Raw genomic sequence first — 23,725 nt, forward strand, 5'->3', positions numbered from 1 at the left:
GACCCGGGGGCCGGCCGGCGGCGCCCATGGCGCGGATCCGGCGGCCAACGGTGTCGGCGGTGTTGCCGGCGGTGTCGTCGGCGGTCCCACCGCGGTCCGCTACCGGCCCGTCCACCCGTCGGCGGCCCGGGAAACTAAACCGTTTCATAAACCGCGTCCCCGGGCGGTGGCGAGGTGCTCCCGCGGACGGTGAGGATCGGCGTCGCGGTCTCGAGATCGCGGGCCGAGCCCGGGTCCTCGATGGCCGCGAGCACGCTGCGGGCGGCCTGCCTCGCGAGCGCGAAGGTGTCCCTGACCAGTGCGGTGATCGGCGGATGAACGATGCGGGTCAGCACCGAGTCCTCGAAGGAGACGATGGACAACTCGTCCGGCACGGAGACGCCCATCTCCGCGGCCACCGCCAGCCCGGCGACGGCCATGACGTCGCTGTCGTAGATGATGGCGGTCGGCCGCGGTGACCTGGCGAGCAGGGTCCGGGTGGCGGCGGCCCCCTGCGCGTCGCTGTAATCGGTCGGGATCGACACGGCGTCGATGAGCTCGAGCCGTTTGGCGTGGTCGCGCAGCGCTCGCATGCGTCGTGCCGTGTGGTGGAACGCGGGCATGCCGGCGAGATGGGCGATCCGGCGGTGTCCGAGAGCCGCGAGGTACTCGACCACCGAGAGCATGGCCTTCCGGTCGTCGGCCCACACACTGGTGAGCCCGCCGTGGCGGCCGGGACCGCCGAGTATCAGGGATGGCACCTGAAGCTCTTCGAGGACGGCGATCCTCGGGTCCTTGACCTGGAGGTCGACCACGACGAAGGCGTCCACGCGGTGCTCGGAGACCCAGCGCCGGTAGACCTCGATCTCAGCGGCGGTGTCCTCGACGACCATCAGGTGCAGGGCGATCGACTTCGCGGACAGTTCGGCCTGGAGGCCGGCGAGCAGCTGGCCGAAGAACGGCTCGACGCCGATCGTCTCCACCGGCCGTGCCACCACGAGTCCGACGGCGTCGGCACGGGCGCCGCCCAGCGCGCGTGCGGCGCTGTGCGGGCGCCAGTTCATCTCCTTGGCGATCCGGAGGATGCGTTCCCGGGTTGCCTCGCTGACGCCGGGGCGCCCGTTGAGGGCGAACGACACGGCACCTCTCGACACCCCCGCCTCGCGGGCGATGTCGTCAATTGTGCGTCTGGCCATCCCTGCTGTGCTTCCTCTCTTGACAACCTGCTACAGCCGCCAGCATAGTCCCATTTCAAGTAGAGCGCTTTAGTAAACACACGTCGACCGGCCGGCTACCCGGACCGCACGGTCGGTGGAACGCGTGGCGATGGGCGATCGCGCCACAGGCTTCCACCCAGCAGCTCTCTCCAACGCTTCCCAGCCCATGATCGAGGTTGACTCATGCGAAGAATCAGTGTTGCCGCGGCCGTCGCAGCGGCTGTCGCCATGACCCTTTCCGGTTGCGGTGTCGGCGGCGGGGAGAGTGACAACTCGACGCAGAAGAAGGTGGCCACCGGCGCGCCGCTCAAGGGTTCGATCACCTTCCAGACCTGGTCGTTGAAGAACCCCAAGTTCACGCCGTACTTCACCAAGCTGATCTCGCGCTTCGAGGCCGAACACCCGGGCACCACCATCAAGTGGATCGACCAGCCCGGCGAGGGCTACGCGACCAAGGTGACCGGCCAGATCGCCAGCGGCAGTCTGCCGGACGTCGTCAACCTTCCCCCGGACATCGCGCACACGGCGGCGAAGACGGGGAACCTGCTCGACCTCACCAAGAACGTCCCCACCCTCGCCAAGGACTACGTGGGCAGCGGGCTCAAGGCATACACCTACGCGGACACCAACTCCGGCAACCACAGCTTCGCCTTCCCCTGGTACCTGGGCACCGACATCAATTACTGGAACAAGGCGATGATGGCCCGGGCCGGCCTCGACGCCGCCAAGCCGCCGAAGACCTTCGACGAGCTGGTCGCACAGGCCAAGATCATGCACGACGCCTCCGACGGCAAGGACTATCTGATGAGCCGCGCTCCGGGGCTCATGGACATCGCCAACACCGGCACCCCCCTGCTGAGCCCGGACGGCACGAAGTTCGCCTTCAACACCGCGAAGGCCGCCGCCATGATCGACAAGTACACCGCCGCCTACAAGGCCGGCTACCTGCCCGCGAACGTCCTGAGCAACAAGTACCAGGGCAACACGGCGCTGTTCGACAAGCAGCAGGTGGCCTGGACGACCGGGGCCGGCCAGTTCATCCAGAGCGTCCAGGAGACCAACCCGAGCCTGGCCTCCAAGATAGTCCCCTCGCCGGCGCTGGACACCCCGCCGCTGTACGTCCAGGGAATCTCGGTCTCCGCCAAGAGCAAGAACCTCCCGCTCGCGCTGGCGTTCGCCCGGTACGCCACGAACAACACCAACCAGGTCGCGTTCGTCAAGCTGGCGCAGGGCTTCCTGCCGGGATCGGCCGCGTCCGCCCACGACCCCGCCTTCAGCAAGAGCGACGGCACCCCCGCCGGTGACGCGGCGGTGATCGCGTACAAGGGCATGCAGAAGGCGGTGAACTTCACGCCGCCGATCTGGACAGACGCGATGAACAGCATTCTCAACCAGCAGATAGCCCTCGCTCTGACCGGCAAGAAGCCCGCGAAGGAAGCGCTGGACAACATCGTCGCCCGTTGCAACCAGCTGCTCGACCAGTAACGTCCGCGCCGTCCGCCCGCTCGCGAGGAGCCGATGAGATACCACCGTTCTTATACGCCGTGGCTGCTGGTCACGCCCGCGCTGGCCTTCCTGGCCGTGTTCAGCCTCTGGCCGGCCGTCAACACCGTTGTGCTGTCCTTCACCAATGTGCACAAGCTCACTGGCGGACACTTCATCGGCTTCCGCAACTACACCCTGATGTTGCAGGACCCGGCCCTGAAGGACGCGATCGTCAACACGCTGCTGTTCATGGTGATCTGTGTGCCGCTGCTGACGTTCCTGCCACTGTTGCTGGCACTGCTCGTCGAGCGCGCACTGCCGTTCATGGGCTTCTTCCGGACCGTCTTCTACTTCCCTGTGATCGCCTCGGCTGTGACGGTCGCACTCATCTGGCAGTGGATCCTCGACGACCGGGGCCTGGCCAACCAGTTCGCCCAACAGGTCGGGATCGTCCACAGGACGATCCCCTTCCTGGAAGACCGCTGGCTGCTCCTGTTCAGTGCGATCGCGCTGACCGTCTGGAAAGGTCTGGGCTACTACATGGTGCTCTACCTGTCCGCGCTCGGGAACGTCCGCCGCGAGCTGCACGAGGCGGCGGCCGTGGACGGGGCCGGCAGGCTGCGCCGCTTCTGGCACGTGACCGTGCCCGGCGTACGCGGCACCATGCTGCTGATCGCGATCCTGATCGGGGTGAACTCGATGCGCGTGTTCACCGAGCTCTACGTCCTCGGCGGACGCGACGGCGGCATCGGCGGCCAGAACGTCTCCTTGGTCATGCTCGTCCAGCAGGCCGCCTCGGGTCCCGACGGGCGGCTGGGCTACGCCTCGGCGCTCAGCGTGTTCCTGTTCGTCCTCACCATCGGCCCCCTGCTGGTGCTCGCCCGCGTGAACCGGAGGAACCAGGCATGACCGTGCTCTCCGATCGCGTCGAGTCCGCTGCCGGACCGGCCCGGACGGGCCCGGCAGCCGGACCCCGGCCCCGGCCCCGGCGCAAGTCGGCCGTGTTCGACGCGGTGACACCCCTGGGCCTGACCGCCCGCTACGCGACGCTGCTCACCGTCCTGGTTCTCACCGTCGGCCCGATGGTGTGGGAGCTGTCGACCTCGCTCAAGAGCCCGAGCGAGGACGTGTACACCGCCACCCCGCAGTTCCTCCCGCAGGATCCGACTCTCGGCAACTACCATCGGGTGGCCCAGACCATCCCGATCTGGGACTTCGCCAAGAACTCGGTCGTCGTCGCCGTCCTTTGCGTCGGGGGAAACATCATCGGCGCGTCAGCCGCCGGATACGCGCTGGCCCGGCTGCGCTTCAAGGGTCGGCGCCTGGTGACCGGGCTGTTCCTGGCCACCCTGGTGCTGCCCGGCGAGGTCACCATCGTCTCGCAGTTCCAGACCATCGCCCAGTTCGGGCTCGCCGACACCCTGCTCGGCGTGGCGCTGCCGTCCCTGATCGGCACGCTCAACGTCCTGCTGATGCGAAACGCCTTCGCGTCCATCCCGGACGAGCTGGAGGACGCCGCCGTCATCGACGGGGCCGGCGTCTGGCAGCGCATCCGCTACATCGGCCTGCCCAGCGTCAAGGGCACCCTCAGCGTCGTCTCGATCCTGGCGTTCATCGGGGCCTGGGACGACTTCCTGTGGCCCTTGCTCGTGCTCCAGGACCCCAACAAACTGACCCTCACCGTCGGACTGTCCTATCTCCAGGGACAGTTCTCCGCCGACCCACGGACCATCGCGGCCGGCGCGATGATCGCCCTTCTGCCGATCCTCGTGCTCTTCGCGGCGCTCCAACGCCACTTCTTCCGAGGGGTCGGCGAAGGCGCGGTCAAGGGATGACGGTGCGGACCGCACGACCCACGTTGCCCACTCGACGGGAATTCACCACAGACATGGACCGACCGCGCTTCGGCGTCAACTACACCCCCAGCAAGGGATGGTTCCATCACTGGCTCGACTTCGACCTGGACGCCGTCCGCACCGATCTGGACGCGATCGCGAACCTCGGCCTCGACCACGTGCGGGTGTTCCCGCTGTGGCCGGTGTTCCAGCCGAACAGGACCCTGATCCGGCCGCGCGCCGTCGAGCAGTTGGTCGCGCTGGTGGACGCCGCCGGTGAACGGGGCCTCGACGTCAACGTCGACGGTCTGCAGGGCCATCTGTCCAGCTTCGACTTCCGGCCCGCCTGGACGCTGACCTGGCACCGCCGCAACATGTTCACCGACCCGGACGTCGTCGACGGCGAAGCCGAGTACCTGCGTACTCTGGCGCAGGCGCTTGCCGACCGGCCCAACTTCATCGGCATGACCCTGGGCAACGAGACCAACCAGTTCTCCGACGACCCGCACCCCGACCCGGACCGGATCACCCCGGACCAGGCGGACGATTGGCTGCGTCGCCTGCTCGCCGCGTGCGAGGAGGGCGCGCCCGATCGTCTTCACCTGCACGCCTCGTACGACGCCGCCTGGTATCTGGACGACCACCCCTTCACCCCCGCGCATGCCGCCCGTCACGGCTTCGCGACGGCCATCCACGCCTGGGTCTTCAACGGCACGGCCCAGCGATACGGCGGGCGTTCCTTCGCCGCCGACCATCACGCCGCCTACCTGATGGAACTGTCCAAGGCATGGGCGGACGCCCCGCACCGGCCGGTGTGGCTCCAGGAGGTCGGGGCACCGGCCCCACACATCCCGGCCGACCACGCGGCACGGTTCGCGCGGAGCACGATCACCGCGGCGCTCGACTGCCCGGACCTGTGGGGCGTCACCTGGTGGTGCTCTCACGACGTCGACCGCTCACTCGCCGACTTCCCCGAACTCGAGTACAGCCTGGGGCTGTTGACCAACGAGGGCGCCGTCAAGCCGCTCGGTCGCACCGTGGCGCGGATCATCGAGGAGGTCCATGCCGACTGGACCCCGCCGCCGGCGCGGACCACGGCCCTTGTGCTGGACCTGCCCGATGCCGCCAAGCGCTCGACCTGTGCTCCCGGTGGCGCGTACTTCGAGGCGTTCATGAAGCTCGCCGCGGACGGCGAACGACCCACGGCCGTCCTGGCCGAACGAGCCTCGGACCCGGCCCATCTGGCGGCACGGGGAATCACCCGCCTGATCACGGTGGGGGACGCGATGCCGAGCTGACTCGTCCGAACTCCGGAAACCGCCTTCCCAACTCCCACGGAGCCCATCCCATGCACGACGACCGCAGTCTCATCGAAGCCCGTCTCAAGCGAGTCCTTGAGGAACGCATCCGCCCCGCCGTCTACCCGCAGTCGGTGCCGCTCCACGTGGAGATCTGGGTCGCGCCTGGCGAACCGGTGTCCGTCGCCGAGGGCCTGGCCGCGCCCCGGTCCCCGATCTCGGTGGGGGACCGGTGGGGCGCCCCCTGGGGAACAAGCTGGCTGACGGTCAAAGGCACGGTGCCGCGGGAGTGGGCCGGCCGGAGCGTCGAGGCGCTGCTGGACCTCGGATTCGACAAGAACATGCCCGGCTTCCAGTGCGAGGGCCTCGTGTACCGGCCCGACGGCTCCCCGGTCAAGGGCCTGAACCCGTGCAACCAGTGGGTACGGATCGCCGCTCCGGCCGAAGGCGGTGAAGAGGTCCTGCTCCACGTCGAGGCGGCCTCGAACCCCGTGATCCTCGACTACCACCCGTTCCTGCCGACCGAACTCGGCGACAAGGAGACCGCGGGAAGTGAGCCGCAGTACCGGATCGAGCGGATGGATCTCGCGGTATTCGACGAGACGGTGTGGAACCTGGTGGTCGACCTGGAGGTCCTGGGCGAGCTGATGGCCGAACTCCCGGTGGAGAACGCGCGCCGCTGGGACATTCTGCGTGCGATCGAGCGCGCCCTGGACGCCCTCGACCTGCAGGACGTCAACGCGACGGCGTCAGCCGCACGCGAACGGCTCGCCGGGGTGCTCGCCTCCCCCGCGGAGCCGTCCGCACACCGGATCAGCGCGGTCGGCCACGCACACATCGACTCGGCCTGGCTGTGGCCGCTGCGCGAGACCGTGCGCAAGGTCGCGCGCACCACCGCCAACATGACCGCGCTGCTGGAAGACGAACCCGATTTCGTCTACACCATGTCCCAGGCGCAGCAGTACGCCTGGATCAAGGAACACCGCCCCGAGGTCTACGCCCGGGTCAAGAAGGCCGTCGTCGAGGGCCGGTTCGTCCCGGCGGGTGGGATGTGGGTGGAGTCGGACACCAACATGCCCGGCTCCGAGGCGATGGCCCGGCAGTTCGTGCATGGCAAGCGCTTCTTCCTCGAGGAGTTCGGAGTCGAGAACGAGGAGGCATGGCTGCCGGACACCTTCGGCTTCGCCGGCGGGCTGCCGCAGATCATCAAGGCCGCCGGCGCGAAGTGGCTGCTCACCCAGAAGATCTCCTGGAGCCAGGTCAACAAGTTCCCGCACCACACCTTCCAGTGGGAAGGCATCGACGGCACCCGGATCTTCACGCACTTTCCGCCGGTCGACACCTACAACTGCTCGATGCAGGGCAGCCAGATCGCCCACGCCGCACGTAACTTCAAGGACAAGGGAATGGCCCGGCACTCCCTTGCGCCGACCGGCTGGGGCGATGGCGGCGGGGGGACCACACGGGAGATGGTCGCGAAGGCCGCCCGGCTGCGGAACCTGGAGGGCTCGGCGACGGTCGTGTGGGAGCGGCCCGCCGACTTCTTCGCCAAGGCCGAGGCGGAGTACGCGAACCCGCCGGTCTGGGTCGGGGAGCTCTACCTGGAGCTGCACCGGGCCACCCTCACCAGCCAGGCTCGCACCAAGCAGGGCAACCGGCACAGCGAGAACCTGTTGCGCGAGGCCGAGCTGTGGGCCGCGACCGCCGCGGTGCGCCGCGGGTTCGCCTACCCTTACCAGGAGCTGGACCGGATCTGGAAGACCGTCCTGCTGCACCAGTTCCACGACATCCTGCCCGGTTCGTCGATCGCCTGGGTCCACCGGGAGGCCGAGAAGACCTACACGGCCGTCGCCGAGGAACTGAACGGCATCATCACCGCCGCTCAGCGCTCGCTGGCCGGCGACCCCGCCTCGGGCGGTACCGTGACGTTCAACGCGGCTCCCCACGAGCGTGCGGGCGTGCCCGCCGGCGGCGCCCGTCGCACCCCCGTGGCGGACGGCGGATGTCGCGTCGAGGCACGGCCCGGCGGAGGTCTCGTCCTGTCCAACGATCTGGTGCGGGCGGTCCTCGACGACCGCGGTCTGCTGGTCTCGGTCCGCGACCTCGCGAGCGACCGCGAAGCTGTCGCTCCCGGCGCCGCGGCCAACCTGCTCCAGATTCACCCGGACTTCCCCAATATGTGGGATGCCTGGGACGTCGACCAGTTCTACCGGAACACCGTCACCAACCTGACCGACATCGACGAGATCGCCATCGTCACGGACAGCCCTGAGCGGGTCTCCGTGCGGGTGGCGCGGTCGTTCGGCACCTCCCGGGTCACCCAGGTCCTCACCCTCGCGGCCGGTGCCAAACGCCTCGACATCGACACCGAAGTCGACTGGCACGAGACCGAGAAGTTCCTCAAGGCGGCATTCCCCCTCGACATCCGTGCCGACCGCTACGCCGCCGAGACGCAGTTCGGCCATCTCCACCGCCCCACCCACACCAACACGAGCTGGGAAGCGGCCAAGTTCGAGGCATGCAACCACCGGTTCATCCACGTCGACGAACCGGGCTGGGGCGTGGCGCTCGTCACCGACTCCACCTACGGCCACGACGTCACCCGCGATGTCCGCGCCCACGACCACGGCACCACCACCACCGTACGGGTCTCCCTGCTCCGCGCCCCGCGCTTCCCCGACCCGCACACCGACCAGGGCCTGCACCGCTTCCACCACGCCCTCGTCCCCGGCGCCTCGATAGCCGACGCCGTCCGCGAGGGCTATCGGATCAATCTCCCCGAGCGCCGCGTCCCCGGTGACGCCGATGTCGCGCCGCTGGTCCACCTGGACAACGATGCCGTGGTGCTCAGCGCCGTCAAGCTGGCCGACGACGCCGACGGCGACGTCGTGGTGCGGTGCTACGAGGCGCACGGCGGACAGGCCACCTCCCGGCTGACGACCGGTTTCGACTTCACCGACGTGCGCGTCTGCGACCTGCTGGAGCGCCCGCTCGCCGACCGGTCCGACGCAGTGGTGAGTGTCGCCGAAGGAGCGGTTTCACTGCGGCTGCGGCCCTTCGAACTCGTCACCCTCCGCTTCACCCGCGGCGGCGCACCAGTGTCCCGGCTCGAGCATCGGCTCGACGCATGAGCGCTCAAGAGGCCACTCCGTGGTGGCGCAACGCCGTGATCTACCAGGTCTATCCGCGCAGCTTCGCCGACGGCAACGGTGACGGCATCGGAGACATCGCGGGAATCCGCGCCCGGCTGCCGTATCTGAGCGAACTGGGTGCCGACGCGGTGTGGATCTCACCCTGGTACCGCTCCCCGATGGTGGACGGCGGCTACGACGTCGCCGACTACCGCGACATCGACCCCCTGTTCGGCACCCTCGCCGAAGCGGAGGCGCTCATCCGCGAAGCTCACGCGCTGGGCCTGCGCATCATTGTCGACATGGTCCCGAACCACTGCTCCGATCAGCATCACTGGTTCCAGGCCGCGTTGAAGAGCGGCCCAGGGTCACCGGAGCGGGAGCGCTTCCACTTTCTGGACGGCAAGGGCGAGGCAGGCGACGAGCCGCCCAACAACTGGATGGCCGGTTTCGGAGGTTCGGCCTGGAAGCGCGTCGCCGGGGCCGACGGCACGCCCGGTCAGTGGTACCTGCACCTTTTCACCGCCGAGCAGCCGGACTTCAACTGGAACCACCCCGATGTGCGCGCCGAGTTCGAGTCCATCCTTCGCTTCTGGCTGGACCGCGGCATCGACGGCTTCCGCATCGACATGGCCAACCTGCTGATCAAGCAGGAGGGCCTCCCGGACCGTCCGTCGATGGCGCCGGACTCGCCGTCGCCGTACGAGGACCGGCCGGAAGTCCACGAGATCTACCGCGCGTGGCGCCGCATCGCGAACTCCTACGACGGAGACCGCGTCTTCGTCGGTGAGCTCTGGGTAGGCCCGCAATCGCTGGCGCGCTACCTGCGCCCCGACGAGCTGCACACCGGCTTCAACTTCGCCTACATGCAAGCGCCCTGGGACGCCGCCCGGCTCAAGGCCGTCATCGACGAGACCCTCGCTCAGCACACGGCCATCGGTGCACCGGCCACCTGGGTCCTGGGCAACCATGACATCACCCGCGTCGTCACCCGGTACGGCCGCGCCGACTCCTCCTTCGCACCCGGCGGAGTCCGCGTCCACAACGCGCCGGTCGACCTGCGGCTCGGCACCCGACGCGCTCGCGCCGCGGCACTGCTGTACCTGGCACTGCCAGGGAGCGCCTATGTCTACCAAGGCGAAGAGCTGGGACTGTGGGAGGTCGAGGACATCCCCGCGGAGTTGCGCCAGGACCCGACCCTGGCTCAGTCGGGAGGCACCGACCCCGGACGCGACGGCTGCCGTGTTCCGCTGCCCTGGGAGTCGGCGGCCCCCGGGTTCGGGTTCACGCCGCACGATGCCGCCGCGGCGCCCTGGCTACCGCAGCCGGCGGCCTGGCGGGAGCGGGCCGTCGACGCGCAGGAGGGCGACCCGCGGTCCATGCTCGGGCTCTATCGACAGGCTCTGCGCGTCCGACGCGCCGAGACAGGGCTGCGAGCCGGCGAGCTGACATGGTTGCCCGGTGACGAGAGTGTCCTGGCGTTCACCCGCGGGGACGGGTTCGGGTGCGTCGCGAACCTCGGGCAGTCGGCAGTGCCCCTCCCGGCGCACTCGGACGTGCTCATCGCCAGCACCCCGACACCAGGCGCACTGCTACCGCCGGACGCGACCGCCTGGCTTCGCCTCTAGACGGTCTCGTTCGGATCAGCGGCGGACCCGAGGAAGATGCCCGCGACGTGGAGTCCGGCCCAGGCCAGGTCCTTGTGGCGTCGGCCTGGGCCGGTCAGCGCTCCAGCCGTTCGTCCATTTCGGCCATGAGGGCCTGGTGGCTGCGGCGGACGTGTTCGCGCATCACCCGCTCCGCGCCGTCGCCGTCCTTGGCGAGGATGAGGTCGAGGACGCGGTGGTGCTCGGTGTCGGACTCGCTGAGGCGGCCCGGCCGGGTCAGCGACGTGCGGACGAGACGCCCGTAGGCAAGCTGGTTCATGAGCGTGCGGTAGTACGCCTCCAGCTTGGTGTTGTCCGCTCCGACGACGATCAGGTCGTGGAACTCGTGCACCAGCTCGGCATAGCGGTCCGAGTCGCCCCCGCGGACGGCCTCGTCGGCTTCCCGCATGTTGGCTTGCAGCCGCTCGACCTCGGGCACATTGCCGCGGAAGGCCAGCAGCCGGGCCGCGGCACCCTCCAGCAGCTCCTTCATCTGGAACAGCTCGGTGATCTCGCGCCGCGACGGCACGGCGACGAACGTGCCGACCCGCGGCCGCACCTCGACGAGGCCCTCGATCTGCAGTTGCTTGAGCGCCTCGCGGATGGGGGTGCGGCTGACACCGAACGTCTCCGAGAGGGCCATCTCGGACAGGCTGGAGCGAGGTGGCAGCTCACCGCTGATGATCATCTGCCGCAGCTCTTCGGCGACCCTGGCCTGCATGCTGGTCTGCTGCAACGGCTTCCTCGCTCGCCTTGTGGGTTGTTGCATGGTACGTGAACCTAATGGGAGGGAGGCACGGCGTCAACCGCCCCTCCTCTCCGCCCGTACCTGCCATGCAAGTGGGTGTTACCGGAAGGCCGGCACGACCTCCTTGCTGAACAACTCCAAGGACCTGCGCTTTTCGTCGTGCGACAGGCCGTTGTCGATCCAGAAGCTGTACTCGTCGATGCCGAGCTCCTCGTAGAAGCGCAGCCGCTCGATGACTTCGTCCGGGGTGCCGATCATCGCGGTCTTGTGCAGTGACTCCGGCTCGAACTCCGGACGGCCCTCGAACTTCGACTGCGGGCTGGGCTCGAGGAAGCCGTTCACCGGGGTCGTCTGGTTGCCGAACCAGGCGTCGAAGGTCCGGTAGAAGCGGTTGATCGCCTCCGCGGCCGGGCGCCAGGCGTCGGGTTCGTCGGGGGAGTGGACGTGGGTGTGCCGCAGCACCATCAGATCCGGACGGGGCACCTCGGGGTGGTTCGCCACCGCGGTGTCGAACTTCCGCTTGAGGTCGACGACCTCCTCGTCACCCTTCATCAGCGGGGTGACCATGACGTTGCAGCCCTGGGCCACCGCGAAGTCATGGGAGTCGGGGTCCCGGGCGGCGATCCACATGGGTGGGGTGGGCTGCTGCACCGGCTTGGGCACGCTGGTCGAGGTCGGGAACTGCCAGATCTGGCCGTCGTGGGCGTAGTCGCCCTGCCAGAGGGCCCGGACCGCGGGCACGAGCTCGCGCAGGTGCTTCCCTCCGTCGCCGGCCGGCAGCCCACCCGCCAGCCGGTCGAACTCGAACTGGTAGGCACCCCGGGCCAGCCCGACTTCCATGCGGCCGTTGCTGATGACGTCGAGCAGCGCGCTTTCACCGGCGACGCGGATCGGGTTCCAGAAGGGGGCGACGATGGTCCCCGCGCCCAGGCGGATGGTCGAGGTCTTCGCGGCCAGGTGTGCCAGCAGCGGCATCGGGCTCGGGGAGATGGTGTATTCCATCGCGTGGTGCTCACCGATCCACACGGTGCTGAACCCGCCGGCCTCGGCCATCAGGGTCAGCTCGGAGAGATTCTCGAAGAGCTGCCGGTGGCTGACCTCCTCGTCCCAGCGTTCCATGTGCACGAACAACGAAAATCTCACGGCTGCTCCTCGCCTTCGGTGGTGACCGGCCGCCCGGCGGCGTCGTGGTCGCTCCGGTGTCCGGCGCTCCCGCCGGTCCGACTCGGGCTTGCGGCGTCCATCTCGGTCAGGGTGACGTCACCGGTGGCCCAGTGCGTGCGGGGGACTTCGTGGACGACCACACGGATGTACTCGGGTCGTGTGTTCGCGGTCCGCAGGACCGCGGCGTGCACCTCGTGCATCATGTTCCGGATCTGCGCCGGGCAGCGGCCTTCCGCGATCGTGATCGTGATCTGCGGCATGTCAGCTCCGCATCACGAACGGGTCGGCCACGGGCTCCTCGCTCGTGTTGATCCAGACGCTCTTGAGCCGGGTGTATTCCTTGATCGTCTCGGTGCCGTGCTCGACGCCGACCCCGCTCGACTTGAAACCCTGCCGCGGCGACATCGGGGACATGGCCCGGTAGGTGTTCACCCAGACGGTCCCGGCGTCCAGCCGCGCCGCCATCCGGTGTGCCCGCGCGAGGTTCTGTGTCCACACGCCGGCCGCGAGACCGTACTCGGTGTCGTTCGCCAGGCGGACGACCTCCTCCTCGGTGTCGAACGGCATGATCGCCAGGACAGGGCCGAAGATCTCCTCCCGCACGACGCGCATGCTGTTGTCGACGTCCACGAGGACGGTGGGCTCGTAGAAGTAGCCGCCTAGGCCGCCGTCGGTGGGGTTTCCACCGGTCAGTACCCGGGCGCCTTCACCGCGCCCGAGGTCGACGTATTCGGCGACCTTGTCCCGCTGGCCTTCGAAGGCCAGCGGACCGAGTTCGGTCGTGTCCCTCAGGGGATCGCCGATGCGAATGGTTTTCGCGCGCTCGCAGACGCGCTCCAGAAGCTCGTCGTAGACGGACCGGTGGGCGAAGACCCGGCTGCCGGCGATGCAGGTCTGTCCGGCGGCCGCGAAGATGCCGGCGACGACCCCCATCGCCGCGTTCGGGATGTTCGCGTCCTCGAACACGATGTTGGGCGACTTGCCGCCGAGCTCCAGGGTCGAGCCGATGAACCGGCTCGCGGTGGCGGCGGCGATGCGCGACCCGGTGGCGGTGCTGCCGGTGAAGGAGATCTTCGCGAGGCCGCGGTGGTCGACCAGGGCCTGCCCGGCCTCGGCACCGAACCCGGTGACGACGTTCACCGCACCCGGCGGGAACCCCGCAGCGAGCGCCAGCTCGGCGAGTTTGAGCACCGTGGCCGAGGTGTGTTCGGACGGCTTGACGACGACGGTGTTGCCGACGCAGAGCGCGGGCGCCAGCTTGCTGCTGGTCAACGTCAGTGGAGAGTTCCAGGGCGTGATGGCTCCGACCACACCGAGGGGCTCCCGTGCCGTGTAGTTCAGTACCTGACGGTCGGAGGTGGGCAGGAAGTCGCCGTGGATCTTGTCCGCCAGACCGGCGTAGTAGTGGTAGTACTCCGGCAAGGTCGCCAGCTGCCCGCGCATCTCGCGCAGCAGCTTGCCGTTGTCCCGCGTCTCCATGTGGGCGAGCTCTTCGGCGTTCTCGGCGATCAGGTCGCCCAGACGGCGCAGTAGGTGTCCGCGCCGGGTCTGGCTGAGGTCGCGCCAGCGGGGGTCCTCGAACGCCTCCCGCGCGGCGGCCACGGCCCGCTCGACGTCAGCGGCATCCCCCCGCGCGGCCCGGTAGAGCACCTGGCGCGTGGCCGGGTTGGTGCTCGTGAAGTAGTCGCCCGAGGCCGGTTCGACCCACGTACCGCCGATGAAGTGCTGCAACGTAGTGAGCTCAGGCATGTGCGGGCTCCCCGATGAAGGTGGTGAGGGTGGAGACGAACGCCTCGGGACGCTCGACGGGCAGCATGTGACGCGTCCGGGGGATGACCACCGCGCGGCAGTCGCCGAGCGCCGAGGCGAGCCGGTACGTCATCTCGGGGGTGGAACCGGGATCGTCCCCACCCGTCACGGCCAGCGCGCGGACGGTGATGGCGCCCAGGTCGGGTCCGAGTTCGGCATCGGCCGTGGCGAACACGCGATAACAGGTGAGGAAGGACCTCACGTCGTTGGCGCGCAACACGGACTCGGTACGGGCGACCCAGGCGGGGGAGACGTCGGTGCCGGAGTACCACCGCTCGAGGGAGGCGGCGGCACTCGCGGCGAAGTCGGCCTCGGCGGCCCGCAGCCGGTCGAGTACGGACGCCCGCTCCTCGGGTGTCCGCCGGCACACCGAGCTGACCGAGGTCAGGGTGGCTACCAGTTCCGGGCGGTGCAGTGCCAGATGCTGGGCGACAAGGGCCCCCAAGGAGAATCCGACCACGTGCGAGCCCACGGGGAGGTCGCCGGCCACCCCGTCGGCCAGATCCCTGAGCGTCACCCCCTCCCTCGCCGGAGGGCGGGAGCCGTGGCCCGGCAGGTCGGGGGCGATCACGGTGAATCGGTCCGCCAGCAGTGCGGTGGCGGGCTCCCACATGGTGTGGTCGAGCCCGACGCCGTGCAGCAGAACGAGGTTCGGCTTGATCATGAGCGCCTACTGCTCGGTCGAGAGCGGGGCCAGCCGGGACTGCGGTCGGCCCTGGGCAGCGGCGGCGAGGCCGATGACGATCTCGTCGGCGCGGGGGCCGTCCGGAACGCGGGCCTCGATGCTCTGGTGATGCGAGCGGATGGTCGCGTCCGTGATGTGCTTGAGCGGGATGTCGAAGACGGTGCCCGCCGCCGCCCGCTTCTCCACGGCCGGCAGCAGGGTCGTGGCCTTCGCCGCGGTGCGGAAGTGGTCGCCGAACTTGAGCGTGTGGATGAGCGCGGAGCCGTGCTCGATCTCCCCGTCCAGTCCCACGATCGCGGCCTTCCCGTACGCCTCCACGGGCGCGCCCAGCGCCGCGACCACCCGGGGGGCCAGCAACCCGCCCAGCTTCGGGGCGACCTCGTCGATGCCGGGCAGCAGGTCCTCGACGAAGCCCTGCCCCGCCCACGGGTTCTCGATGACGGCCAGGACCACCGCCGTCCGGGCGGGCGGGTCGACCGGGCGGCCGCCCTCGGTGTGGATGTCCTCGGTGAAGGTGATGATCTTGCGGACGTTCATCGGGCGTTCTCCGGCTTCATCGGGCGTTCTCCAGTGCGTCGAGATCGGCGAGGCGGACGACGGGGTCGGTCAGGCGGTCCCCGATCCGGGCGTTGGGGCGCGGGCCCGACGAGGCGGCGGCGACCACCACGATCTCGTCGGGGCGGGGCGCGTCCGGGACGCGGATCTGGCAGGTCTGGTAGTGGGAGCGGGTCGCGGCGGCCGTCTTGTGCCACAGCGGCACGGTGAGCGGTTCGCCGGCGCGCAGCCGGTCGTCGCTGAAGACGATGATCGAGGTGGCCTCGGTCAGCTCGCGCAGCACATTGCCGAAGTACGGGGTGTGGATCAGCGCGCCGCCGTGCTCGATCTCCCCGTCGACGCCGACCATGGCCGCCTTGCCGAACGCCTCGATCCGGTCGACGCCGCCCAGCGTCTCGACCAGCCTTCCGGTCAGCAGGTGCGCCAGCCCCGGGGCGATCTCCTCGACCTCCGGCTGGAGATCGGCGACGAAGCCGCGCCCCGCCCAGGGATTGCGGATCACCGCGGCCGCCGCGACCCGTCGTATGGGAGTGGCGACCGGGCGGCCGAGCTCCAGCAGCACCTCGTCGACGACGGTCACCACTTTGCGTATCCCGCTCGTGACGCTCATGCGCTGAACTCCGGCATGACCTTCTCGGCGAACAGTTCCAGGCTGCGCATCGCCTTGCGGTGCGGGAGCCCGGGGTGCGTGGTCCACAGCAGCAGGTGTTCCAGGCCCACCTCGTCGCGCAGCTCCGCCACCTTCCCGGCGACGTACTCGGGGGTGCCGACCAGCAGGTTGCGCGTATGGAGGAAGTCGAAGGACAGCTCGTGCGCGTCGGTGAGCTCCTCGCCGGCCTCCATCAGGTTGGACAGGCCCCGCCAGTGCATGATCCAGCGGTACGTCGTCATCAGGGCCTCTTCGAACTCGGCGCGGGCCTGTTCCATGGTGTCGGCGACGTAGACGTCCCGGACGAGGCCGATGCCCTCCCCGAGCGCGTACTCGCGGCCGGAGGCATGGCTCGCCGTGGAACGGTACAGCTCGAAACGCTCCTTGAGGGCCGACACCGGCGGCAGCCAGAACATGCCCTGCACGCCGTCCGCCGCGGCCGCCCGTATGGAGCGGGGGCTGTCGATGACCTGCCACAGCGGCGGGTGCGGGCGTTGCAGCGGGAAGGGCGTGACCTGCATTTTCGTGATGACGCCCGCGGTGGTGTAGTCGTCGGTGGCGGGGGAGAGGGGGTGGTTCCACTTCACGCCGGGGGCGGGGAACTCGTAGAAGCGGCCCTGGTGCGAGAAGAACTCGCCGCTCCACGCCTTGCGCAGGATGTCCACCGTCTCGTCGTACAGCGCCCGGTTCTGCTCCTGGTCGCGCGGGTCGGCGAGGGCGTTGAGGTTGAGGGCCTCGCGGCCGTACAGGCCACGGCCGAGGCCGACCTCGACGCGGCCGCCGGAGAGCTGGTCGAGCATCGCGATGTCCTCGGCCAGACGCAGCGGGTGCCAGAAGGTGGCGATGGAGGCCGCCTGGCCGATACGGATGCGCTCGGTGCGGGCGGCGATGTCGGCGCCCATGAGGACCGGGTTCGGGGTGATCTCGATCGCCTCGTGCCCGAAGTGGTGCTCGGTGTACCAGGTGGACCAGAAGCCGGCCTGTTCCGCCGCGATCGCGAACTCGCGGGCTTCGTTCATGACTTGGGCGTACTCGCCGAGCCGTCCGGGCGCTCCGAGGTTGTGGAATATCGAGAACCGCATCCCGTGACCTTCCCTCTCTCGCTGTGCCATGGCAGCGAGGCTAGGAGTGCTCGGGAGGGGCGTCAAGGGGGTCGCTGCTCAGAAACGGTATTGACCTGTGCTTTTGCTCGATCTTCCGGCGGCTTCGAGGTTTTCTGTCCGCAGGTGTTGACACGAATGCACCATCTCCCTACGGTCCACTGCCATACAAGAGCTGACCAAGGGACCCCCAATGACCCACACTCTTGACCCCGTCGTTCCCGCCGACCGCACCTCCCGGATCCGCTCCGCCTGGCGAGCCGCCTGGGACGAGGGGCGCGTCGAGGCGCTGGACGACCTGCTCAGCCCCTCCTACGTCCGCCGGCGCGGACCCGCTGCCGTCGCCCAGGACCGCGACCAGTTCAAGGACTCCATCCGCGCGGTGCGCGAGGCCTTCCCCGACCTGCGCACCGAGATCGAGGACATCGTCGAGGACGGCGACCGGATCGCCATCCGCTGGCGCAGCACCGGCCGCCACACCGGTGCTTTCCTGGGCGTGCCGCCGACCGGCAAGCCGGTCGAGGTGTCCGGCGCGACCTTCACCCGCTTCGACGGATCCGCCGTCACCGAGGAATGGGTCACGTTCGACTCCCGACAGCTCCTGGAGGCGCTCGGGATCGTCACCACCACCCAGCGCGCGGCGATCGACCCCGATCTCGTACGCGGGGTGCACCGCAAGTTCATCACCGGTGTCACCGTGGTGACCACGGACGATGACGGCACACCCCGGGGCCTGGCCGTCAACGCCTTCTCCAGCATCTCGCTCGACCCGCCGATGGTCCTCGTCTGCGTCCAACGCAGCTCGGCGACGCATCCCGCGCTGCACCGGGCGAGCCATCTCGGCATCAGCATCCTGGCCGCGGGCCAACTCGATGTGGCGAAGACCTTCGCCTCGAAGGGCGAGGACAAATTCGCCCAGGTCTCCTGGACGCCCGGCACCCACGGCGCCCCCCTGATCGACGGCTCCTGCGCCCAGCTCGAGGTCGAGATCGGCGAGCGGCTGGAGGCCGGCAGCCACACCGTCTTCACCGGCCGGGTCGTCTCGGCCCGCCACGACGACCTCGCCCCGCTGGTCTACAGCGGCGGCGGCTTCTTCGACATCTCGCACACGGCACCGCTGCCGTGGTGACCCGCCCGACAGGAGCACCCGCATGACAGAGGGAACACAGGCGCAGAACACCCCGGCGCCCATCTACGGCAGCGCGGTCACCAAGGTCGAACCCTTCGGCGTCGACCACATCCCCGACAACGAACGCCACGGAAAGCCCAGTTCGCAGTTCTTCGTCTGGTTCGCCGCCGGACTCAACTTCCCCATCATCCTGCTCGGCTTCAGCGCGGCCTGGTTCGGCATGAGTTTCTCCGCCGCCGTCACCGCCATCGTCATCGGGGCCGCGCTCGGCTCGCTGCTGATGGCCGTGATGTCCCGGATGGGCGTACGGCTCGGCGTGCCGCAGCAGATCCAGGCCCGCGGCCCGCTCGGCTTCTTCGGCAACTTCCTGCCCGTCGCCTACATCAACGTCTTCGCCGGGGTCGGCTGGGCGGCCGTCACCGTCATCCTGGGTGGCAAGGCCTTCGCGGAACTCACCCATCTGCCGTACTGGCTCTGCGCGTTGGCGCTCACCGCCGTCGAACTCGTGGTGTCGATCTACGGCTACAACATGATCAACTACCTCCAGCGGGTCCTGACGTACGTCCTCACTCCGCTGTTCCTGCTGATCACCGTGGTCGCCATAGCGCGTGGCGGAAGTCTCTTCCACGCCAACCCGCACGCAGACGGGTACATCGGCTCCACCGGTGGCTGGGTCACCTTCGGCGGCTGGTTCCTGTCCTTCCTGGTCGCCTGGGCGCCCTTCGCCTCCGACTACTCACGCTACCTGCCCGACACCCCCGAGGTGGTGACCCGTACCGCCTGGTACACCGGACTCGGCAACTTCGTCACCATCTGCTGGCTCGGCATCGTGGGCGTGGTCGTCGGCGGCAGCGCGACCAGCTCCGACTCCATCACCGCCCTGCACGAACTGGCCGGCCCGTTCGCGGTGCCCGCCCTGCTCGCCGTCGGCCTCTCCGCCCTCGCGCAGAACTTCCTCAACGTCTACGGCGGCGCGATCTCCGTCCAGACCCTCAGGATCCCGGTCGCCCGCTCCCAGGCGGTCACCGGCATCTGTCTGCTCGCCTATGCCATCAGCCTGTGGGGCGAGTCGGGCACCGAGGCCAAGTTCAAGGTCTTCCTCAACCTCACCGCCTACTTCATCGCCCCCTTCGCGGCCGTCCTGCTGCTCGACTTCTACCTGGGCGGCCGCTCCGACCCGTCCCGGATCGCCGAACTCTACGACCGGCGCCGGGTGCTGGACTGGGGCTTCGTCGCCTGGGCGGGCGGGGTCGCCGCGTCGGTGCCGTTCTGGCAGTCCAGCTTCTACACCGGGCCGTTCTCGAAGGCGTATCCGGGCGCGGGCGACCTGAGCATGTTCGTCGCGGCCGGGGCCGGCGTCATCCTGTACCTGTTGACCTACCGCTTCAAGCCCTTGTGGGTGCGCGGCTCATCCGCCGAAACACCGGACCCGTCGGCCGACAAGGCTGCTGCTGTGACGTCCTGACAGCAACAACAGAGCCGGGCGACGCCTCTGATGGGGCCGAGCCCGGCTTCCCGCTGCGACGAAGCACCCACCGCCCGGTGAGTGCCGGGCCTACGATCAAGTTCGACGGCCCTTCGAGGGCCACAGGGGGGCGCCATGTCAGAGATCGCTCAGTGGCTCAAGGACTGGCATGCCGCACATGAACACGAGCTTCGCTCTCGTGGGATCAGCTCTGCGGTGAAGCGGTCCGTCCCGGGAACCCCGTCCCGAGGGCGGCCGAAGGCCACGGCAGTGAGTCTCACACTGGAATCAGACGAGCGCACGGGGACGGTGTTTCTCTGGGAATCGGGTGCCGCTTCGCTGCTCTTCATCGACTCCGGAACCGAGCGCGCCTGGCAGGACCACGCGGTGCTCAACTCCGAGAACGACCTGCCACAGATCCTGGCGCCCCTCGTGACGCTAGTGCCGGCAGCCGCCGACGCGGGGACTCGGTCGAGGTGACAGCAGGCGGACCAAGGATGAAGCGGGCCAAGGATGAAGGTGCTGACCCTCACCTTCGGATCGATCAAGCCGCCGGGCTCCTCGAAGGGCTCCGGGTGGCGGCGGTACGGACCGATGCCACGGTGTTCGGAGAGACACCCCCCACCGCCTCGGCGACACGGCCGACCAGGTCTTCCCACGGACGCGGAGCGAGGACCGGCACGCCGGCCGCCCGCGCCTGCGCGGCGAGCCACCGACCGTACAGCACGCTGACGCGTGCGCGTTGGCGCTGCGGTCCGGCCTCCGGCTCCCGGCGTAGGTAGTTGGCCGTCACCTGCCCCTCGTCGTCCTCGTGGAGGAAGACCGCACGGACCGGACCTTCGGGCGTCGCCGGTTCGGGCAGGACGTAGTCCCCTTCCAGGATCACCGGGGTGTCGGTGCCGACATGGTTGGCCACCACCGCCTCGATCGCCGGCGCCAGCGCCTTGGCGATCGCGATCTGCCGCTCGACCACCGACTCGGGCGCCTGGCGGGCGGCCTCCGGGTGAGTGCGCCAGAAGTGGACCTCCGGCAGGTGCTCGGGCAGTGTTACCGCGAGGAGGGCCTCCACGATGTCGTCGACCTCCACGACGGGGACGTCGTACCGTCGTGCCAATGCCCGGCTGACACCGGTCTTCCCCATCCCCGAGGCGCCCCCGACGACGAGCACCCGCCACTCGGGAAGGCCCCTCACCTCATCTGTACCGTCCACGCGGGCAGAGTACTGCAGCCGCTTCTGCCACCCGTGCCACACCCAGCCGCAGCGGTCCCCGTCGGGGAACAGCCACGGTGACCGTTCCCGAACACTTCATCATCCGGAAGGTGTGCTCGAACGCCTGTCGGTAACGGTCGACGTCGGCCGCGGTCGCACCGGTCTTGGACCACCACCGCCAGACCCGCTTCGCTCTCGCGTCCTCCGTGACCGCCTGCGTGGTCACGTGCTGGGCTCCTCGCTCGGCGACCGGTCGAGCGGCTGCCGCCAGGAGGCGGGCCCGATACCTGGGCAGGGGAGTCGCCCGGGCCCGGCGGGCGGCGCCTCATCCGGCGGACCCGGCCGCGGTGCGGCGCGCCCCGCCGACCACGGGCAGCGCCAGGAGGGCGAGAGCGAGCGGGCGACGTCACCGGCGGCCGTTCCGGTGGGGTGCTCTTCCCATCGCACGGCGACAGCCCCCGCCAGGGGGTTGGCGTCGCGGGCTCGCGTCCCTAACGTATGAATGAAACGTGAGTCTGACTCATATTTAAGGATCGACGCGATGATCATGGTTCATCCTCCGCGCCGCAGGTTCAGATCCCTCACGGTGGTCTTACTGCTCCTCTCCGCGATGGCTCTGGCACTCGGCCCGATACCCAGCTCCGCGGCGGAGTCCCACTGGTGGGATCCGGCAGCGCGGCCCACACCCGACGCCCGGATCAACGTCACGGGCGAGCCCTTCAAGGGCACCGACGCCCAGGGGCACGTGAGGGGCTTCGTCGACGCCCACGACCACATCATGTCCAACGAGGGCTTCGGCGGCCGGCTGATCTGTGGCAAGCCGTTCTCGGAGCAGGGCGTCGCCGACGCGCTCAAGGACTGCCCCGAGCACTACCCCGACGGCTCGCTCGCCGTCTTCGACATGATCACCAAGGGCGGCGACGGCAAGCACGACCCCAACGGCTGGCCCACCTTCAAGGACTGGCCCGCCCACGACTCGCTGACCCATCAGCAGAACTACTACGCCTGGATCGAGCGGGCCTGGCGCGGCGGACAGCGGGTGCTGGTCAACGACCTGGTCACCAACGGCGTGATCTGCTCGGTCTACTTCTTCAAGGACCGCGGCTGCGACGAGATGACCGCCATCCGTCTCGAGGCGCAGAAGTCGTACGACATGCAGGCCTACATCGACAGGATGTACGGCGGCCCGGGCAAGGGCTGGTTCCGGATCGTCACCGACAGCGCGCAGGCCCGCAAGGTCATCGAGCAGGGCAAGCTGGCCGTCGTGCTGGGAGTCGAGACCTCCGAGCCGTTCGGCTGCAAGCAGGTTCTGGACAAGCCGCGGTGCGGCAAGGAGGACATCGACCGCGGCCTCGACGAGCTGTACAAGCTGGGCGTGCGCAGCATGTTCCTGTGCCACAAGTTCGACAACGCCCTGTGCGGGGTGCGCTTCGACTCCGGCGCGCTCGGTACGGCCATCAACGTGGGCCAGTTCCTGTCGACCGGCACGTTCTGGAAGACGGAGAACTGCCGCGGCCCGCAGCACGACAACCCCATCGGCAACGCGGCGGCACCGGAGGCGGAGAAGCGGCTCCCGAAGGGCGTGGCCGTACCCTCGTACGCCTCGGGCGCGCAGTGCAACACCCGCGGGCTGACCGACCTGGGCGCGTACGCGATACGCGGCATGATGAAGCGCAACATGATGCTGGAGCTCGACCACATGAGCGTCAAGGCCGCTGATCAGGCCTTCGACATCCTCGAGTCCGAGTCGTACCCGGGCGCCATCTCCTCGCACAGCTGGATGGATCCGAACTGGACCGAACGCCTTTACAGGCTCGGCGGGTTCGCCGCCCAGTACATGAGCGGCTCCGAGGCCTTCAGCGCGGAGGCCAAGCGCACGGACGCGCTGCGCGAGAAGTACAAGGTCGGTTACGGCTACGGCACCGACATGAACGGAGTCGGCGGCTGGCCGGGCCCGCGGGGCGGCAACACCCCGAACCCGGTGAAGTACCCTTTCCGCTCCACGGACGGCGGCTCGGTGATCGACAAACAGACCACCGGCGAACGCACATGGGACTTCAACACGGACGGCGCCGCGCACTACGGCATGGTCCCGGACTGGATCGAGGACATCCGGATCGTCGGCGGCCAGGGAGTCGTGGACGACCTCTTCTCGGGAGCCGAGTCCTACCTCCGCACCTGGGGGAACACCGAGAAGCACACGTCCGGGGAGAACCTGGCCTCGGGCGCTGCCGCCTCGGCGTCCTCGTCGGAGTGGTGGAACCCGGCCGTCGGCTACGAGCCCGGCAAGGCCGTGGACGGCGACATCGGCACCCGCTGGGCCAGCGAGTGGAACGACGACCAGTGGCTGCGGATCGACCTCGGATCCTCGAAGCCGGTCAAGCGCGTCACCCTCGACTGGGAGGCGGCGTACGCGAAGTCGTACCGCGTCGAGTTGTCGGAAGACGGCACGAACTGGAAGACGGCGTGGGCCACGACCGCCGGCGACGGCGGCCTGGACACGGCACGTTTCGCCGGAACTCAGGCGCGCTACGTACGAGTCAAGGGGCTGGAGCGCGGCACCCAGTGGGGCTACTCGCTGCGTGAGGTCGGCGTCTACTCCGACTGAGGCACCCGTGAG

19 protein-coding genes are annotated in these 23,725 nt (G+C 69.1%); 9 read left to right on the plus strand and 10 right to left on the minus strand.

Going from position 1 to position 23,725, the window contains the following annotated elements:
• Nucleotides 1–134: 134 nt before the first annotated feature.
• Entirely contained in the window at nucleotides 135–1,175 is a 1,041-nt protein-coding gene (locus ABFY07_RS01580; protein WP_346172652.1) for a LacI family DNA-binding transcriptional regulator, read from the minus strand.
• A gap of 249 nt (nucleotides 1,176–1,424) precedes the next feature.
• On the opposite strand from ABFY07_RS01580, the gene ABFY07_RS01585 reads away from it, so the two are divergent.
• From ABFY07_RS01585 to ABFY07_RS01610, 6 genes are read left to right on the plus strand one after another with little or no spacing between them, the layout of a single operon-like run.
• Nucleotides 1,425–2,681, plus strand: coding sequence for an extracellular solute-binding protein (locus tag ABFY07_RS01585; RefSeq protein WP_346172653.1), 1,257 nt, complete (start codon nucleotides 1,425–1,427; stop codon nucleotides 2,679–2,681).
• Between the two features lie 33 nt (nucleotides 2,682–2,714).
• On the plus strand, nucleotides 2,715–3,590 hold the full coding sequence (locus tag ABFY07_RS01590; RefSeq protein WP_346172654.1) for a carbohydrate ABC transporter permease: 876 nt from the start codon (nucleotides 2,715–2,717) through the stop codon (nucleotides 3,588–3,590).
• Complete coding sequence (locus ABFY07_RS01595) at nucleotides 3,587–4,516, plus strand: carbohydrate ABC transporter permease (protein WP_346172655.1); 930 nt, start codon at nucleotides 3,587–3,589, stop codon at nucleotides 4,514–4,516. Before ABFY07_RS01590 ends, ABFY07_RS01595 begins: the two co-directional genes overlap by 4 nt.
• Nucleotides 4,517–4,569: 53 nt before the next feature.
• Complete coding sequence (locus tag ABFY07_RS01600; protein WP_346172656.1) at nucleotides 4,570–5,814, plus strand: glycoside hydrolase 5 family protein; 1,245 nt, start codon at nucleotides 4,570–4,572, stop codon at nucleotides 5,812–5,814.
• Between the two features lie 50 nt (nucleotides 5,815–5,864).
• Nucleotides 5,865–8,945 carry an alpha-mannosidase gene (locus tag ABFY07_RS01605; RefSeq protein WP_346172657.1) on the plus strand — a complete coding sequence of 1,027 codons (3,081 nt, stop codon included), beginning with the start codon at nucleotides 5,865–5,867 and terminating at the stop codon, nucleotides 8,943–8,945.
• Entirely contained in the window at nucleotides 8,942–10,573 is a 1,632-nt protein-coding gene (locus ABFY07_RS01610) for a glycoside hydrolase family 13 protein (protein ID WP_346172658.1), read from the plus strand. The genes ABFY07_RS01605 and ABFY07_RS01610 overlap by 4 nt, the downstream gene beginning before the upstream one ends.
• A gap of 94 nt (nucleotides 10,574–10,667) precedes the next feature.
• Here ABFY07_RS01610 and ABFY07_RS01615 read toward each other — a convergent pair whose 3' ends face one another.
• The 8 genes from ABFY07_RS01615 to ABFY07_RS01650 form a co-directional block, all read right to left on the minus strand.
• Entirely contained in the window at nucleotides 10,668–11,327 is a 660-nt protein-coding gene (locus tag ABFY07_RS01615) for a GntR family transcriptional regulator (RefSeq protein ID WP_346172659.1), read from the minus strand.
• A 111-nt stretch (nucleotides 11,328–11,438) separates the two neighbouring features.
• A complete protein-coding gene (locus ABFY07_RS01620) occupies nucleotides 11,439–12,482 on the minus strand; it encodes an LLM class flavin-dependent oxidoreductase (RefSeq protein ID WP_346172660.1) in 1,044 nt (347 codons plus the stop codon).
• Nucleotides 12,479–12,763, minus strand: a complete 285-nt coding sequence (locus tag ABFY07_RS01625; RefSeq protein ID WP_346172661.1) for a tautomerase family protein — start codon at nucleotides 12,761–12,763, stop codon at nucleotides 12,479–12,481. The genes ABFY07_RS01620 and ABFY07_RS01625 overlap by 4 nt, the downstream gene beginning before the upstream one ends.
• 1 nt (nucleotide 12,764) lies before the next feature.
• Complete coding sequence (locus ABFY07_RS01630) at nucleotides 12,765–14,252, minus strand: aldehyde dehydrogenase (RefSeq protein ID WP_346172662.1); 1,488 nt, start codon at nucleotides 14,250–14,252, stop codon at nucleotides 12,765–12,767.
• Nucleotides 14,245–14,976: an alpha/beta fold hydrolase gene (locus ABFY07_RS01635; protein WP_346172663.1), complete on the minus strand. Its 732-nt coding sequence runs from the start codon at nucleotides 14,974–14,976 to the stop codon at nucleotides 14,245–14,247. The genes ABFY07_RS01630 and ABFY07_RS01635 overlap by 8 nt, the downstream gene beginning before the upstream one ends.
• 6 nt (nucleotides 14,977–14,982) lie before the next feature.
• On the minus strand, nucleotides 14,983–15,534 hold the full coding sequence (locus tag ABFY07_RS01640; protein WP_346172664.1) for an amino acid synthesis family protein: 552 nt from the start codon (nucleotides 15,532–15,534) through the stop codon (nucleotides 14,983–14,985).
• Between the two features lie 16 nt (nucleotides 15,535–15,550).
• A complete protein-coding gene (locus ABFY07_RS01645) occupies nucleotides 15,551–16,162 on the minus strand; it encodes an amino acid synthesis family protein (RefSeq protein WP_346172665.1) in 612 nt (203 codons plus the stop codon).
• A complete protein-coding gene (locus tag ABFY07_RS01650; protein WP_346172666.1) occupies nucleotides 16,159–17,313 on the minus strand; it encodes an LLM class flavin-dependent oxidoreductase in 1,155 nt (384 codons plus the stop codon). The genes ABFY07_RS01645 and ABFY07_RS01650 overlap by 4 nt, the downstream gene beginning before the upstream one ends.
• Before the next feature lie 181 nt (nucleotides 17,314–17,494).
• Here ABFY07_RS01650 and ABFY07_RS01655 point away from each other — a divergent pair, with 181 nt between their 5' ends.
• Complete coding sequence (locus ABFY07_RS01655; RefSeq protein ID WP_346172667.1) at nucleotides 17,495–18,430, plus strand: flavin reductase; 936 nt, start codon at nucleotides 17,495–17,497, stop codon at nucleotides 18,428–18,430.
• Between the two features lie 22 nt (nucleotides 18,431–18,452).
• Nucleotides 18,453–19,895 (plus strand): purine-cytosine permease family protein, encoded by a 1,443-nt coding sequence (locus ABFY07_RS01660; protein ID WP_346172668.1) that lies wholly within the window; start codon nucleotides 18,453–18,455, stop codon nucleotides 19,893–19,895.
• 544 nt (nucleotides 19,896–20,439) lie between these two features.
• On the opposite strand, the gene ABFY07_RS01665 is transcribed toward ABFY07_RS01660, so the two are convergent.
• Nucleotides 20,440–21,105, minus strand: coding sequence for a hypothetical protein (locus ABFY07_RS01665; protein WP_346172669.1), 666 nt, complete (start codon nucleotides 21,103–21,105; stop codon nucleotides 20,440–20,442).
• A 541-nt stretch (nucleotides 21,106–21,646) separates the two neighbouring features.
• Between ABFY07_RS01665 and ABFY07_RS01670 the strand changes: the two genes are divergently transcribed.
• On the plus strand, nucleotides 21,647–23,713 hold the full coding sequence (locus ABFY07_RS01670; protein ID WP_346172670.1) for a galactose-binding domain-containing protein: 2,067 nt from the start codon (nucleotides 21,647–21,649) through the stop codon (nucleotides 23,711–23,713).
• Nucleotides 23,714–23,725: the final 12 nt, after the last annotated feature.

Source organism: Streptomyces sparsogenes subsp. cuspidosporus (assembly GCF_039532705.1).
Taxonomy (GTDB): domain Bacteria; phylum Actinomycetota; class Actinomycetes; order Streptomycetales; family Streptomycetaceae; genus Streptomyces; species Streptomyces sparsogenes.

What these genes read in the sequence shown, in the direction of transcription:
- ABFY07_RS01645 (WP_346172665.1), bottom strand. Translation starts at nt 16,162, where the DNA reads ATGAGCGTCACGAGCGGGATACGCAAAGTGGTGACCGTCGTCGACGAG.
- ABFY07_RS01670 (WP_346172670.1), top strand. Translation starts at nt 21,647, where the DNA reads ATGATCATGGTTCATCCTCCGCGCCGCAGGTTCAGATCCCTCACGGTG.
- ABFY07_RS01595 (WP_346172655.1), top strand. Translation starts at nt 3,587, where the DNA reads ATGACCGTGCTCTCCGATCGCGTCGAGTCCGCTGCCGGACCGGCCCGG.
- ABFY07_RS01630 (WP_346172662.1), bottom strand. Translation starts at nt 14,252, where the DNA reads ATGCCTGAGCTCACTACGTTGCAGCACTTCATCGGCGGTACGTGGGTC.
- ABFY07_RS01600 (WP_346172656.1), top strand. Translation starts at nt 4,570, where the DNA reads ATGGACCGACCGCGCTTCGGCGTCAACTACACCCCCAGCAAGGGATGG.
- ABFY07_RS01655 (WP_346172667.1), top strand. Translation starts at nt 17,495, where the DNA reads ATGACCCACACTCTTGACCCCGTCGTTCCCGCCGACCGCACCTCCCGG.
- ABFY07_RS01635 (WP_346172663.1), bottom strand. Translation starts at nt 14,976, where the DNA reads ATGATCAAGCCGAACCTCGTTCTGCTGCACGGCGTCGGGCTCGACCAC.
- ABFY07_RS01640 (WP_346172664.1), bottom strand. Translation starts at nt 15,534, where the DNA reads ATGAACGTCCGCAAGATCATCACCTTCACCGAGGACATCCACACCGAG.
- ABFY07_RS01660 (WP_346172668.1), top strand. Translation starts at nt 18,453, where the DNA reads ATGACAGAGGGAACACAGGCGCAGAACACCCCGGCGCCCATCTACGGC.
- ABFY07_RS01590 (WP_346172654.1), top strand. Translation starts at nt 2,715, where the DNA reads ATGAGATACCACCGTTCTTATACGCCGTGGCTGCTGGTCACGCCCGCG.
- ABFY07_RS01610 (WP_346172658.1), top strand. Translation starts at nt 8,942, where the DNA reads ATGAGCGCTCAAGAGGCCACTCCGTGGTGGCGCAACGCCGTGATCTAC.
- ABFY07_RS01625 (WP_346172661.1), bottom strand. Translation starts at nt 12,763, where the DNA reads ATGCCGCAGATCACGATCACGATCGCGGAAGGCCGCTGCCCGGCGCAG.
- ABFY07_RS01585 (WP_346172653.1), top strand. Translation starts at nt 1,425, where the DNA reads ATGACCCTTTCCGGTTGCGGTGTCGGCGGCGGGGAGAGTGACAACTCG.
- ABFY07_RS01605 (WP_346172657.1), top strand. Translation starts at nt 5,865, where the DNA reads ATGCACGACGACCGCAGTCTCATCGAAGCCCGTCTCAAGCGAGTCCTT.
- ABFY07_RS01580 (WP_346172652.1), bottom strand. Translation starts at nt 1,175, where the DNA reads ATGGCCAGACGCACAATTGACGACATCGCCCGCGAGGCGGGGGTGTCG.
- ABFY07_RS01650 (WP_346172666.1), bottom strand. Translation starts at nt 17,313, where the DNA reads ATGGCACAGCGAGAGAGGGAAGGTCACGGGATGCGGTTCTCGATATTC.